Source organism: Bosea sp. RAC05 (assembly GCF_001713455.1).
Classification (GTDB): Bacteria; Pseudomonadota; Alphaproteobacteria; order Rhizobiales; family Beijerinckiaceae; genus Allobosea.
Genome location: NZ_CP016464.1, coordinates 2,783,384 through 2,797,757, shown reverse-complemented (window position 1 = coordinate 2,797,757; position 14,374 = coordinate 2,783,384). Strand labels below are relative to the sequence as shown.

The 14,374-nt window shown below is 68.5% G+C and carries 11 protein-coding genes; 4 read left to right on the top strand and 7 right to left on the bottom strand.

Annotation, left to right across the window (positions count from 1 at the left end):
• Window positions 1-8 precede the first annotated feature (8 nt).
• From BSY19_RS16705 to BSY19_RS16680, 6 genes are all read right to left on the bottom strand, one after another.
• Complete coding sequence (locus tag BSY19_RS16705; RefSeq protein ID WP_069055129.1) at window positions 9-1,247, bottom strand: aminotransferase class V-fold PLP-dependent enzyme; 1,239 nt, start codon at window positions 1,245-1,247, stop codon at window positions 9-11.
• Between the two features lie 4 nt (window positions 1,248-1,251).
• Window positions 1,252-1,476, bottom strand: a complete 225-nt coding sequence (locus BSY19_RS16700) for a tautomerase family protein (protein WP_069055128.1) — start codon at window positions 1,474-1,476, stop codon at window positions 1,252-1,254.
• The gene (locus BSY19_RS16695; RefSeq protein WP_069055127.1) at window positions 1,476-2,825 is read right to left on the bottom strand and encodes a SufB/SufD family protein; all 1,350 of its coding nucleotides are present in this window, start codon (window positions 2,823-2,825) and stop codon (window positions 1,476-1,478) included. The genes BSY19_RS16700 and BSY19_RS16695 overlap by 1 nt, the downstream gene beginning before the upstream one ends.
• Window positions 2,825-3,577 (bottom strand): Fe-S cluster assembly ATPase SufC, encoded by a 753-nt coding sequence (sufC, locus tag BSY19_RS16690; protein ID WP_069055126.1) that lies wholly within the window; start codon window positions 3,575-3,577, stop codon window positions 2,825-2,827. Before sufC ends, BSY19_RS16695 begins: the two co-directional genes overlap by 1 nt.
• 131 nt (window positions 3,578-3,708) lie before the next feature.
• A complete protein-coding gene (gene sufB / locus BSY19_RS16685; RefSeq protein ID WP_069055125.1) occupies window positions 3,709-5,178 on the bottom strand; it encodes a Fe-S cluster assembly protein SufB in 1,470 nt (489 codons plus the stop codon).
• 60 nt (window positions 5,179-5,238) lie between these two features.
• Window positions 5,239-6,444, bottom strand: a complete 1,206-nt coding sequence (locus BSY19_RS16680; RefSeq protein WP_069055124.1) for a cysteine desulfurase family protein — start codon at window positions 6,442-6,444, stop codon at window positions 5,239-5,241.
• A 299-nt stretch (window positions 6,445-6,743) separates the two neighbouring features.
• Between BSY19_RS16680 and BSY19_RS16675 the strand changes: the two genes are divergently transcribed.
• Window positions 6,744-7,415: an alpha/beta hydrolase gene (locus BSY19_RS16675; protein ID WP_069055123.1), complete on the top strand. Its 672-nt coding sequence runs from the start codon at window positions 6,744-6,746 to the stop codon at window positions 7,413-7,415.
• A 138-nt stretch (window positions 7,416-7,553) separates the two neighbouring features.
• Complete coding sequence (tyrS, locus tag BSY19_RS16670; protein ID WP_069055122.1) at window positions 7,554-8,804, top strand: tyrosine--tRNA ligase; 1,251 nt, start codon at window positions 7,554-7,556, stop codon at window positions 8,802-8,804.
• Window positions 8,805-8,810: 6 nt separating this feature from the next.
• On the opposite strand, the gene BSY19_RS16665 is transcribed toward tyrS, so the two are convergent.
• On the bottom strand, window positions 8,811-12,284 hold the full coding sequence (locus BSY19_RS16665) for a hypothetical protein (protein WP_069055121.1): 3,474 nt from the start codon (window positions 12,282-12,284) through the stop codon (window positions 8,811-8,813).
• A gap of 210 nt (window positions 12,285-12,494) precedes the next feature.
• Between BSY19_RS16665 and bcp the strand changes: the two genes are divergently transcribed.
• A complete protein-coding gene (gene bcp, locus BSY19_RS16660) occupies window positions 12,495-12,959 on the top strand; it encodes a thioredoxin-dependent thiol peroxidase (protein ID WP_069055120.1) in 465 nt (154 codons plus the stop codon).
• Window positions 12,960-13,045: 86 nt separating this feature from the next.
• On the top strand, window positions 13,046-14,353 hold the full coding sequence (locus tag BSY19_RS16655; RefSeq protein ID WP_083247659.1) for a M23 family metallopeptidase: 1,308 nt from the start codon (window positions 13,046-13,048) through the stop codon (window positions 14,351-14,353).
• Window positions 14,354-14,374 lie beyond the last annotated feature (21 nt).

The following is a 14,374-nucleotide window of genomic DNA, read 5'->3' as shown; positions in this document are numbered from 1 at the left end:
AATCCTACTCAGGCAAACAGGCTTTCGGCCTTTTGCAGGGCTTCGACGAGCCTGTCGACCTCGTCCATCGTGTTGTAGAGGCCAAACGAGGCCCGGCAGGTCGACGTCACCCCATATCGGGCCATCAGCGGCATGGTGCAATGGGTGCCGGCGCGCACCGCGACGCCGGCCCGGTCGATCACCGTCGCGACGTCATGGGCATGGGCGCCCTTCATCTCGAAGGCGACGATCGCGCCCTTCTGCTTCGCCTTGCCGAAGATGCGGATCGAGTTCATCTCGCCGAGACGCTGCATGGCGTAGGCGCCGAGCCTGGCCTCGTGCGCGGCGATGTTCTCGCGGCCGAGCGCCATCATGTAGTCGAGCGCGGCGCCCAGGCCCACCGCCTCGATGATGGCCGGCGTGCCGGCCTCGAAGCGGTGCGGCGGATCGTTGTAGGTGACCGTGTCTTCGGTGACGGTGACGATCATCTCGCCGCCGCCTTCATAGGGCGGCAGCTTCTCGAGCCATTCGCGCTTGCCCCACAGGATGCCGGAGCCGGTCGGCCCATAGGTCTTGTGGCCGGTGAAGCAGTAGAAGTCGCAGCCCAGCGCCTGGACGTCGACCGGAAGATGCACCGCGCTCTGGCTGCCGTCGACCACCAGCGGGATGCCGTGCGAGCGGCAGATCGCGGCGATCTCGGGAATCGGCAGGATGGTGCCGATCGCGTTCGACATATGCGTCAGGGAGACCACCTTGGTCCGGGCCGAGATCAGCTTCTCGAATTCCTCGACGAGGAAGTTGCCGTCCTCGTCGACCGGCGCCCATTTGATCACGGCACCATGGCGCTCGCGCCAGTAGTGCCAGGGCACGATGTTGGAGTGGTGCTCCAGGATCGAGAGGATGATCTCGTCGCCCTCGCCGAGCTGGAGATGGCGCCCGAGCGAGGAGGCGATGGTGTTGAGCGCGCCGGTCGAAGAGCGCGCGAACACGATCTCCTCCAGATGGGCGGCGTTGAGGAAGCGGCGCGCGCTTTCGCGAGCCGCCTCATAGGCTTCCGTCGAGGCATTGGCGAGATAGTGCAGCCCGCGATGGACGTTGGCATAGTCCTCGCGCATCAGCTTCGACATCGCCTCGATCACGACCTCCGGCTTCTGGGCGGAGGCCGCGTTGTCGAGATAGACGAGCGGTTTGCCGTAGACCTCGCGCGCCAGGATCGGGAAATCCCGGCGGATCGCTTCGATGTCGTAGGGCTTCACCGGCGCGTTCATGTTCTCAAGCCTTTCCAAGCGAGGCAGGGGCCTTGTCTAAAGCTGTCTTGTCGGCGACCAGTTCGCCGCCATGGCCCCAATCCTCGCGCTCGATCTCCTGGATCACGATATGGGTGTTCTGCGGGTTCTTTCCCAGCACGCGCACAAGCGTGTCGGTGAAGGCCTTGACGATCTCGGCCTTCTGGGCCCGCGTCGCGCCCTTGGTGATCTGCAGATTGACGTAGGGCATCAGACCGCACTCACCACGGAGGAGGCTTCGCGCGCGCCGAGCCAGGCCTCGATCTCGGTCATGACCATCTCGCGCAGCGCCTCGTCCTGCACGAACTCGACCGCCTCGCCGGCGAAGGCCTGCAGCACCAGCGCCTCGGCTTGCGGCCGCGGCAGGCCGCGCGCCATCAGGTAGAAGAGCTGCTCGCCGTCGATCTGGGCGACGGTGGCGCCGTGGCCGCAGACGACGTCATCGGCGAAGATCTCGAGTTCGGGCTTGTTGAACATGGTCGCGCCGTCGTTCAGCAGCAGCGCGTTGCTCTTCATGTTGCCGTCGGTCTTCTGGGCGTGCTGACGCACGATGACCTTGCCCTGGAAGACGCCGGTGCCCTCGCCGCCGATGATCGACTTGAACATCTCGCGGCTGGTGCCGTGGGGGACCTCATGGTCCATGACCAGCGTCACGTCGGAATGCTCGCTGCCGCCGAGCAGGTTGACGCCGCGCAGGCCGATCTCGGTGTGCTCGCCAGCATAGCGGACGAAATGCTGCTGGCGCAGCGTGCCGGCGTTGCAGACCAGGGCGAAGGATTCGAACTTCGCCTGGCCGCCGACGGTCGCCAGCAGGCTCTGGACCTGCACGGTCTCCGGCCGGTGGCGCGTGATCATGCGGACATGCTGCACGTCGCTCTCGTCGCCGGTCTCGAAGACGATGGCGCCGTTGATCTGGGAGGCGGCGCTGCCGACGCTCTCGCCGATCTCGACGATTGTCGCCTTCGCACCGGCTCCGGCCAGCACGACCGAGCGATGGAAGATCGCGCGCTCCTCCTCGCCCGAGGCGAGGGACAGAATGGTCACCGGCTGCGCCAGTTCCGTGCCGGCGGCGATCTCGATGAAGACGCCGTCGCGCATCAGCGCCGTGTTGAGCATCAGCCCGGCATCGGTGCTGGCCACGCCCGGCCCGGAGAGCACGCGGGCGAGGTCATCGCGACCCGAGACCAGCGCATCCGCCAGGCTGTGGATCGAGAGGCCTTCGGGCAGCCCTTCCAGCGTCGACAGCTCGGGGACGAAGACACCGTCGACGAGGACGAGCCTGACGCCGCCGGCGGGAAGCGCCGCGACGCGGGCACGCACCGCCACGCTGACCGTCGCGCTCTCGGCCAGCGGACGGGCCTCACGCAGCAGGCCGCGCAGATCGGTGTAGCGCCAGGTCTCGAGCCGGCGATGCGGCAGGCCGCGGACCTCGAAGCCGGCGAAGGCATCCTCGCGCAGCTTGCGAACCGGCAGGGCGCCGGGCAGCTCGGCCTTGGCGGCGGCGAACTGGGCGCTCAGCGCCTGCTCGGCCGCCGTCTTCAGCGGGGTGACGACGGACATCACGCCGCCTCCACATAGGCGGCGTAGCCCGACTTCTCGAGCTCGAGCGCCAGTTCCTTGCCGCCCGTCTTCACGATTCGGCCCTTCGACATGACGTGGACCGTGTCGGGGATGATGTGGTCGAGCAGGCGCTGGTAGTGGGTGATGACGAGGAAGCCACGGCTCTTGTCGCGCAGCGCGTTGACGCCGTCCGCGACGATGCGCAGCGCGTCGATGTCGAGGCCGGAATCGGTCTCGTCGAGGATGCACATGGAGGGCGAGAGCAGCGCCATCTGCAGGATTTCCATGCGCTTCTTCTCGCCGCCGGAGAAGCCGACATTGAGCGGCCGGCGCAGCATGTCCTTGGCGATGCCGAGCTTGTCGGCGGCGCCGTTGACGGCCTTGATGAAGTCGGGCGTCAGCAGCTCGGCCTCGCCGCGGGCGCGGCGCTGGGCGTTCATCGCCGCCTTCAGGAAGGTCATGGTGGCGACGCCGGGGATCTCCAGCGGGTACTGGAAGGCTAGGAAGATGCCGGCAGCGGCGCGGGCATCGGCCTCCATCTCCAGCACGTTCTCGCCATTGAGCAGGATCTCGCCGTCGAGGACCTCATAGTCCTCCTTGCCGGCGATGACATAGCTCAGCGTGGACTTGCCGGAGCCATTCGGCCCCATGATGGCGGCGACCTCGCCGTCATTCACGGTGAGGTTGAGGCCGTTGAGGATCTGCTTGTCTTCGTCGGCGATCTTGACGACGAGGTTGCGAATTTCGAGCATGGTTTCGTTCTTTCGTGAGCCCTCATCCTGAGGAGCGCGCAGCGCGTCTCGAAGGATGCTTTCAAGTAACGAACCCATCATCCTTCGAGACGCCGCCTCTGGCGGCTCCTCAGGATGAGGGCTGGTTCAAATCAGCCGACCGAGCCTTCCAGCGAGATCGTGATCAGCTTCTGCGCCTCGACGGCGAACTCCATCGGGAGCTGCTGCAGCACCTCCTTGACGAAGCCGTTGACGATCAGCGCCACCGCCTCCTCCTCGGAGAGGCCGCGCTGCTGGCAGTAGAACATCTGGTCCTCGCCGATCTTCGACGTGGTGGCCTCGTGCTCGAAGACGGCGGTCGCGGTCTTGGCCTCGATATAGGGGATGGTGTGGGCGCCGCACTGGTCGCCGATCAGCAGCGAGTCGCAATTGGTGAAGTTGCGCGCGCCGGTCGCCTTGCGGTGGGCCGAGACCATGCCGCGATAGGTCGAGTCGGATTTCCCGGCCGCGATGCCCTTGGCGATGATCTTCGAGGTCGTGTTCTTGCCGAGATGGATCATCTTGGTGCCGGAATCGACCTGCTGGGCGCCGTTCGACACCGCGATCGAGTAGAACTCGCCACGCGAGCCGTCGCCGCGCAGGATGCAGGACGGGTACTTCCAGGTGATCGCCGAACCGGTCTCGACCTGCGTCCAGGAGATCTTGGAGTTCTTGCCCCGGCAGTCGCCGCGCTTGGTGACGAAGTTGTAGATGCCGCCCTTGCCCTCGGCATCGCCCGGATACCAGTTCTGGACGGTCGAGTACTTGATCTCGGCATCGTCGAGCGCGATCAGCTCGACCACCGCCGCATGGAGCTGGTTCTCGTCGCGCTTGGGCGCCGTGCAGCCTTCGAGATAGCTGACATAGGAGCCCTCGTCGGCGATGATCAGCGTGCGCTCGAACTGGCCGGTGTTCTGCTCGTTGATGCGGAAATAGGTCGACAGCTCCATCGGGCAGCGCACGCCCTTGGGGATGTAGACGAAGGAGCCGTCGGTGAAGACGGCGCAGTTCAGCGTCGCGAAATAGTTGTCGGTCACCGGCACGACGGTGGCGAGGTACTTCTTCACCAGCTCGGGATGCTCGTGGATCGCGTCCGAGATCGAGCAGAAGATCACACCGGCCTGGGCCAGCTCCTTCTTGAAGGTCGTGACCACCGAGACCGAGTCGAACACGGCATCGACCGCGACGCGGTTCTCAGGCGCGACACCGGCCAGGATCTCCTGCTCGCTGAGCGGGATGCCGAGCTTCTTGTAGGTCTCCAGGATCGCCGGATCGACCTCGTCGAGCGACTGCGGCGCCGGGCCCTTGGGGGCGGCGTAGTAGTAGATGTCCTGGTAGTTGATCGGCGGGTACTGCACGCGCGACCAAGCCGGCTCGGTCATCGTCTTCCAGCGACGGAAGGCATCGAGCCGCCATTCGAGCATCCATTCCGGCTCGTTCTTGCGGCCGGAGATGTAGCGGACCGTGTCCTCGGTCAGGCCCTTGGCCGGCTTCTCGACCTCGAGCTCGGTGACGAAGCCGTATTTGTATTCGGTCACGTCGATCGACTTGACCTGATCGATGGTCTCCTGGACCGCTGCCATGTCTGCTCTCCTGTCGCGGGTTCAAGGCCCGCCGGTTTGGTCTTCGTCGTGCGCAACGCGTCAGGCGGCAGCCCGCGCGCTCCGATCAGGGATCGCGGCCAGCGCTTTCGCATAGGCCGCGAGAAAGAGGTCGATGTCGGCCTCGCAGGTGGTCCATCCGAGCGACGCCCGCAAGGCCCCTGCGCTCATGGCGGGGTCGACGCCCATGGCGGTCAGCACATGGGAGCGCCGGACCTTGCCGGAGGAACAGGCCGAGCCGGACGACAGGGCGACGCCCGCGAGGTCGAGCTTGATCAGCGTCGTCTCGGCGCTCAGCCCCGGTGTCGCGAAGGCCGAGGTGTTGGGCAGGCGCGGCGCGGCGCGGCCAAAGAGCGCGGTCTGCGGCGACAGCGCCAGCAGCCCCGCCTCCAGCCGGTCGCGCAGGGTGACAAGGCGCAGGCCTTCGGTGGCGAGCGCCTGCGCGGCGAGGCCGGCGGCGACGCCGAAGCCAACGATGCCGGGCACGTTCTCGGTGCCGGCCCGCCAGCCGCGCTCCTGGCCGCCGCCGCGCAGCAGCTTGTCGGCGAGTTCGAGCGCGCCGGTGCGGAAGACGATGGCGCCGACGCCCTTGGGGCCGCCGAGCTTGTGGGCCGAGAGGGTGAGCACGTCGACGCCGAGCGCCTCGATGTCGACCGCGATCTTGCCGGCGGCCTGGACGGCGTCGCTGTGAACGAGCGCGCCGAAGCGCTTTGCGATCGCCGCGATGGCCGCGAGCGGCTGGATCACGCCGGTCTCGTTGTTGGCGAGGTGGACGGAGACCAACGCCCGCGCGCCCGGATGCTCCGCGGTGAGGCGCTCCAGACGGGCCGTGAGCCAGGCCGTGTCAACGACGCCGTCGGCATCGACGGGAAGCGCCTCGGCCACTTGCGCCGGAAAGCGGTGACCGTCGCGGACGCAAGGATGCTCGGTGGCGCTATGGAGGAGCAGCGAAGCCGGGGTCCGCACGCAGTCGCGCCCGCCGTCGCAGTCCATCAGCGCGGGCGACAGCAGGGTCGCGTTGGCCTCGGTGCCGCCGCCGGTGAAGACAACGTTGGCGGCCTTGGCCCCGACCAGCCCGGCCACCTGCTCGCGCGCACGCTCAACCGCGCTACGCGCCGCTCTGCCCTCGGCATGGACCGAAGACGGATTGCCGGGCAGCTCCAGAGCGCGCACCATCGCCTGCACGACCTCCGGCCGGACCGGGGTCGTGGCGTTGTGATCGAGGTAGGCGCGTGCCGGGAGGGTCACGATCGCGGTTGCTCCAATTCTGCTTCACAGGCCAGCGGGCACGAAATGCTTGAATTCGCACCCCGGCGCCGTGCTATAGCCGCCCGTCCGAACCGGCTCTGGCCGGGATCCTGAGCAGCCATCCGAAGCGGCGACTGCCCATGTTCTCGACTTGTTCACGGCCGTTAGAACCATTCTAAGCGCCTGATGTAGGGCGCGAGCGGCGGCGTCGTCAAGGGCGGCCGGGCCAGAGCGGCGGCATTCCGCCGGCTCCCGGCCCGTTCGAGGCGGCAGCAGCCCAACACAAAGGCGACGAGACGATGCCCGAGGTGATTTTCAACGGCCCGGCCGGCCGGATCGAGGGCCGGTACCAGCCGGCCAAGAAGCGGGGTGCGCCGCTCGCGATCATCCTGCATCCGCACCCGCAGTTCGGCGGGACGATGAACAACCAGATCGTCTACAACCTGTTCTACACCTTCGTGAATCGTGGCTTCTCGGCGCTGCGCTTCAACTTCCGCGGCGTGGGCCGCAGCCAGGGCCATTTCGACCATGGTGCGGGCGAGCTCTCCGACGCTGCCGCCGCGCTCGACTGGATGCAGGCGCTGAACCCCGAGGCCAAGAGCTGCTGGATCACCGGCGTCTCCTTCGGCGCCTGGATCGGCATGCAGCTCCTGATGCGCCGCCCCGAGATCGAGGGCTTCCTCTCGATCGCGGCGATGGCCAACCGCTACGACTTCTCCTTCCTGGCGCCCTGCCCCTCCTCAGGCCTGTTCGTCCATGGATCCGAGGACCGCGTGGCGCCGGTCAAGGAGGTCATGGCGGTGATCGAGAAGGTGAAGACGCAGAAGGGCATCCAGATCGAGCACACGGTCGTGGACGGCGCCAACCACTTCTTCGACGGCAAGGTCGACGTGCTGATGAGCCAGGTCGGCACCTATCTCGACCGCATGGTCGGCCCCGAGATCATCAAGAGCGAACAGGAAAGCGTCTGACGATCCTCTCCGTCATGCTCGCCCATGTGGCGAGCATCCACGTCTTGGGCACGGCGCCCGGCTCCAGAAGACGTGGATGGTCGGGACAAGCCCGACCATGACGGTGGACGAGCTGTCGGCCCCGACGAGAACCCAGCCATGACCACCTACAAGTCCGATTTCCTGCGCGTGCTCGACGAGCGCGGCCTGATCCATCAGGTCTCCGATCCGGAGGGCCTTGACGCGCTCTGCCGGCAGGGCGTGCAGACGGCCTATGTCGGCTATGACGCGACCGCGACGAGCATCCATATCGGCAATCTGATCTCGCTGACGATGCTGTACTGGTTCCAGGAAACCGGGCACCGGCCGATCACGCTGATGGGCGGCGGCACCTCGATGGTCGGCGACCCCTCCTTCCGCGACGACCAGCGCAAGCTGCTCACCGTCGAGGAGATCGCGACCAATATCGAGAGCATCAAGCGGGTCTTCGGCCGCATCCTGCGCTATGGCGACGGCCCGACGGACGCGCTGATGGCCAACAATGCCGACTGGCTCTTGAAGCTGAACTATGTCGAGTTCCTGCGCGAGGTCGGCCGCCACTTCTCGGTCAACCGGATGCTCTCCTTCGACTCGGTGAAGCTGCGGCTCGACCGCGAGCAGTCGCTGTCCTTCCTCGAATTCAACTACATGATCATGCAGGGCTACGACTTCGTCGAGCTCAACCGGCGCCATGGCTGCCGCCTGCAGATGGGCGGCTCGGACCAGTGGGGCAACATCATCAATGGCGTCGACCTCTCGCACCGGATGGGCGGGCCGCAGCTCTACTGCGTGACGACGCCGCTCTTGACCACCGCCTCGGGCGCCAAGATGGGCAAGACCGCCAATGGCGCCGTCTGGCTGAACGCCGATGTCTTCAGCCCCTATGATTTCTGGCAGTATTTCCGCAACACCGAGGACGCCGATGTCGGCCGCTTCCTCAAGGTGTTCACGCGCCTGCCGCTGCCCGAAATCGCGAAGCTCGCCGCGCTCGGCGGCTCGGAGATCAACGAGGCCAAGAAGATCCTGGCGACCGAGATCACCGCCATCGTGCATGGCCGCGAGGCGGCGGAGGCTGCGGCCGAGACGGCGCGCAAGACCTTCGAGCAGGGCGAGACGGCGGCCGACCTGCCGAGCGTCGCGATCGCGCGGGCGGAGCTGGAGCCGGGGCTGGGCGTGCTGAGCGCCTTCGTGAAGGCCGGGCTCGTGCCCTCGACCGGCGAGGCCCGCCGGCAGGTCAAGGCCGGTGGCCTGCGCGTCAACGACGCCGTCGTCACCGACGAGCGCGCCATGCTCGGCACCGCCGACCTCGCGGAGGGCGCGATCAAGCTCTCCTTCGGCAAGAAGAAGCACATCCTGCTGCGGCCGGAGTAGCCGGCCTCAGCGCGTCGGCGGCTGGCCGGGCGGGCTCGGCTGGATCGGCTGCTGGGCCGGCGCGCCGCCGAGCGGGTCGACGAAGCGGCGCAGGATGCCGGGCGCGATCGCCGAGAGCGGGTTGATCGTCATGGTCGGGGCGCTGGCGGCGCCGGCGATCCGGAAATTGACGGCGAAGAGCCCGCCATACTGGCTGCCGCCGCCGAGCAGCGCCCCCACCACCGGCACCTGCGCGAAGGCGTTGTTGAAGGCATAGCCCGGCACGAAGGTGCCGCCGATGTCGACGCGGTCGCGCCCGTAATCGACATTGCCCTGCAGGGTGAAGCCGACCTGCTGGCCCCAGATCACCATGTCGGAGACGTCGAGGCGGCTGGCGGAGCGCGTGAACTCCGCCCGCAGCTTGATGAAGGTGACCTCGCTGACATTGATCGGCAGGGGCGGCGCTGCGTTGTCGGCGCGGTCTCCGGCCAGCCCCTGGGCCGACTGACCGCCGACGACACGGCGCAGAGCCGGCTCGTCGCGGACGACGAAGTTGCGGAACAGCAGCTCGCCGCTCTGGCGCGTTTCGCCAGGGCCGAGATTGAGGATGAGATCGCCGCCAAAGGCCCGGCGGTAGAGATCGACGAAGCGCAGCAGGGCGCCGCCATTCTCCGACTGGACGACGAGGCCGCCGGCCGGCTCGCCGAGCTTCGAACTCTGCCGCGCCGTGACCTCGGCGCGCCCGATCCGGCCCTGGAACGCGACCGTCCGGAGATCGCCGCCGCGCTTCTGCAGCTTGAGCGTGGCGTTGGTGATGGCCTCGTTGTTGAAGCCGGTCAGGATCGGCACGTCGAGGTCGAGATCGAGGTCGCCGCCCTTGCCGGCGGGCTTGCCGGCGCGCGCGGCAGGGCCGGACGCGCTCTGGAGGTCGCGGATGAAGGGGCGCACATCGGCCACGGCGCCGCGGACCACGACCCGCGTCAGGCTGCCCTCGCGCCTGGCGTCGACCTTGAGGTTGTCGCCGGTGGACAGCCGCACCTGCGACAGACCGGCTGCTTCGAAGGCATTCTGCCGGGTCAACTCGACCTTGCCGCGGATCAGCACCGGATTGGAATCGAAGACGAGGTCGTCGAGATCGGGGCCATCGGCATCCGCGAGATAGAGGAAGGACAGCTTCGCGGCCCGTCCGGCCGGCTTGCTCAGCCCGGGGACGACGCCGTCGAGCGCGGCCCTGGTCAGGTCGGCCTCGACGCGCGGCGTCCCGGCCACGCCCTTGCCCAGGGCCTTCGTGACCCGCACCGCGACCGGACCGTTGATTCCTGCCTCGGGCCCGAGCCCGCGCTTCTGCCTCGCCGCATTGTCGAGCGTCAGCGACAGGGTCGCCTCGCCCCTGCCCTTCGGATCCTGGCGGATCTCGACCTGGGCCCGGTCGCCGCCGACGCGGGCGTCGCCCCTGACGGCGAGGCCCGCCTTGTCGAACTGCACCGACAGCGTGCCGCCCTCGAGCTTCTCGGTCCCCAGCAGCGTGTCGGAGGCGACGCCCGAAAGCGTCCCCGTGCTGGTGATCACGATCTCGCCGGGGCGGGGATCGTCGACCAGAGCGAGCGCAACCACGCTCCTGAGATCGGAATGGCCGCGCAGGCTGGCGGGATCGATGTCGCCGGGTGCGAAGTCCTTCAGCGCGGGAAAGGCGAAGAGGGCTGCGAGGGCCTCCATCGATCCGATGGTCCGGAAGGCCGTCCGGGCCCGGGCCCGGGGCATCCATGTCTCGGGAATCTCGAAGCTGCCCTCGCTCATCTGGAGCTGCCGGCCGTTGCCGAGTTCGGCGTTCGCCGACTCGATCGCGAGCTTGACCGTCCGTCCCGTGGCCCGGCCCGTGACATGTCCATCGACCAGGAGCGGCAGGCCGGCGCCGGGCTCGAACCGGACCTGAGAGGCATCGACCGTGACGGTCAGCGCCTCGTCGGGAATGCCGGCACCCTGCAGCAGCCTGGCGTGGTCCTCCGCCGGCAGGTCCATCTCGACCCGCAGCGAGGCGAGCCGCCCGCCGAGGAACTGGCGCGAGAGCGTGCTGTGGACCTCGGGCGAGGTCCAGCGGGGCCAGAGCGCCAGCGCCGCCCGCGGATCGGACTCCGTCGCCAGGATCGAGAAGCGCTGCAGGGGCGACGGACCGACCTGCTGGACCAGCCCCTTGCCCTGCGCATGGATCGCCGGCCCCTGGACCGACATCGAGTCGATCCGCACCTCGTTCTGGCGCGGGTCGATGCGCAGATCGGCACGCGCCATGTCGATGGCGACGGGCGGATCGTTGTCGACGCCGGCAAGCTGCCCCTTCGCCTCGAGCGCAGCGCGCCAGGCGCCGTCCTCGGCGCGGATGCTGCCATGCGCCTCGAGCTGCGTCGGCCCGGCGGAGAGCGCCATCGACCTGACGTCGATGGTCGAGAAATCGCCGCTGCTGGCGACCTCGAAATGCGCCGCATCGACCGCGATCGGCGGCATCGGCCCGTCCGGAAACCGGATCACGCCGGGGAGGACGTCGAGGCGTGCCTCGATCGAGCGCTGGCCGTCGGGCGTCTGGACGAGGCTGGCCTTGCCACGCAGGGGCAGCCCCTCGAGCATCAGGCCGCCCGTGCCGAGCGCCAGCGCGACGACTTCGGCGGGCTCGAAGCGCACGATGTCGAGATCGGCGCGCTGCGTCCCGTCCGGCTTGCTGGTCAGGTCGATGGCCAGCTCCTTCCAGCGCTGGCCGGTGCGGCCCTTGACCGTCAGGCGCGTGCCGCGGTTCTGCGTCCGCATCAGGCGGATCTCGACATCCTCGAAGCCGGCCTTCTGGCGGCCTTCCGGATCGACGAGGGCAAGCCGCGCGCCGTTCATGCCCGCCGTCTCGAGCGCGCCGAGCAGCCCGTCCCCCTTTGCGAGCGTCGATATCGCCGCGATGATGCCGGTGAAGGCGTTCCATTGCGCCGAGTCGGGCAGGGTCGCCGGCAGCGCGGGCTCGGCCGGCGCGGCATCCGCGCTGACGATCAGCGCGCCGTCCTTGTTGACGCCGAGCCGGACATTGACGCCGCGCAGATCGACCGAGGTCAGCCGGATGTCGCCGCGCAGCAGCGCCAGCGGCTCATAGCCGAGGATGGCCTCGGGCGCCCGGATCGCCGCCCCGCTGCTGTGGCGGAAGGAGACCTGCCGGACCCGCAGTTGCGACTGCCCGTCGGTGCGGCTGAGCTCGGCACTCGCCGCCTCGACCGTCCATTCCTTGCCCAGCCGCTCCTCGATCGCCGCGGTGATGCGCCCTTCCAGCCCCGACAGCGGCACGAGGCCCGTGACGAGGAGCGTCGCGGCGGCGCCCGCGAGCGTCAGCAGCGCGACGACGCCGGCCACCGCGATCGTCAGAAGCCCGGCCTTGGCGCGCCGCGTGACCTCGGCGACGTCGCAATCGGCCCCGGCCTGTGCCGCGGCCGCCGCCGAATCGCCTCTCGGCCTGTTCGCGTCCTGGTCCAGCAAGGTCTGTTCGATCCTCTCGGGCGGATGATCCGCCGCGGGTTCCCTGTCGTAGGCGCGTCAGGCCGGCTGATGCGACCCTGTCCGTCGATGCCGCCGGGCCGAGCGATTCGGCAAGACGCACCATTTCCCCGCGTCCTGCCTCATCCTATCATGACGGGCGGGCATGGCTTGCGCCATGCAGCGCGAAGGCGACGAAAGGAAGGCGTTTCGATGGCTCTCAACGAAGGTGACGTGGCCCCGGCGTTCACGCTCATGCGGGACGGGGGCGGCATGGTGTCGCTGGCCGACTTCAAGGGGCAGAAGCTCGTGCTCTATGCCTACCCCAAGGACGACACGCCGGGCTGCACCCAGGAGGCGATCGCCTTCAACGGCTTGCGGGCTGCTTTCGCGGGCGCCGGCACCGTGATCCTCGGCATTTCGCCCGATCCGGTGAAGAGCCACGACAAGTTCAAGGCCAAGCACAAGCTCGACTTCGCGCTCGCCGCCGACGAGGCCCAGCAGGCCCTGCAGGACTACGGCATCTGGGTCGAGAAGAGCATGTATGGCCGCACCTATATGGGCGTCGAGCGCACGACCTTCCTGATCGATGCCGACGGCAAGATCGCGCGGATCTGGCGCAAGGTGAAGGTGGCGGGCCATGCCGAGGAGGTTCTCGCCGCCGCGCAGGGATTGTGAGACGTCCAGGCCTCGATTTGCGAAAGATTAACCTTAACGGGGTCTGATGGCGGTATCGGCAGCGTCACTTTCCGGTCCCGCGTAACATGTCACATTCCGCTTCGTCAGGCCCTGCTCTTCCCGTCTCGGGGCTCGTGACCCACAAGACCTATACGATCCGACGCTCGACCGTTCTTCTGGGCCTCGCCTGGCTCGGACTGACCACGGCGGGCTGCGGGCTCTCGGGCTGGTACGTGCTCAGCAAGGACGATCTGGCGGCCCGGCTGATCGCCCGCGAGACGACGCGGCAATACGCTTATGAGGACAGGATCGCCGCGCTGCGGGCCGATGTCGACCGGCTCGCCAGCCGGGCCCTGCTCGACCAGGACGGGGTCGAGGCGCGGGTCGATGAACTCGCCACACGGCAGGCCGAGCTCGAATCCCGCCAGTCCCTCGTCACGGCGCTGGCCGATACGCTGCAGGCCGGCGGGATCGTGCCGGCATCCAAGGCCGCGCCGCTGCGGCCGCGCCTGATCAAGCCCGAGGAGCCGATCCGCGCCTCGGGCGTCACCAGCTTCGCGCCGATCATGCCGACGAAGCCGACGCCGGCCCCCGATGCTCCGGGCCTGCGGGGCGCGGGCGACACGCAGGATCCCTGGCGGTCCGGCAAGGCCGAGCCGCAGCCGCCGGCCCAGCGGGTCGAAACCGCCCTCACCCGGCTCGACCGGGCGCTGGCCAACACAGCCGGGGCGCAGCTCGCGGCACTGCGCGACATGGACGCGACGCTGCAGGAATCTCAGAAGCGCCTGCGCGGCGCCCTCTCGGAGACAGGCCTCGACACCGACCGGCTCGCAGCGCAGAGCAGCGTCGCCAAGGGCGTCGGCGGCCCGTTCGTGCCGCTGAAGATCGATCCCGCGGCCGGGCCGTTCGAGGCGACGCTGAGCGCGCTGCAGCCTCGCATCGCCTCCGTCATGCGGCTGCGCAGCCTCGCCGAGCAGCTGCCTCTCGCCAAGCCGATGGCCGGCGAGGCCGATTTCTCCTCGAATTTCGGCTACCGGGTTGATCCCTTCACCCGGGCTCCGGCGATGCACACCGGCGTCGACTTCCGGGCCGAGACCGGCTCACCCATCCGCGCCACGGCGCCCGGCAAGGTCATCGCCGCAGAGTATTCCGGCGGCTATGGCAACATGGTCGAGATCGAGCACGCCAACGGCATCACCACGCGCTACGCGCATATGTCGGCGATCCTCGCCTCGGTCGGGCAGAGCGTGACGACCGGCACCGTGATCGGCCGGGTCGGCAGCACCGGCCGCTCGACCGGCCCGCATCTCCACTACGAGACCCGTATCGACGACGAGCCGGTCGACCCGACGCGGTTCCTGCGGGCAGGCGGCCGGCTCGCCGGCCTGCGCTGACCGCGGCACGCCCCGCGTTTT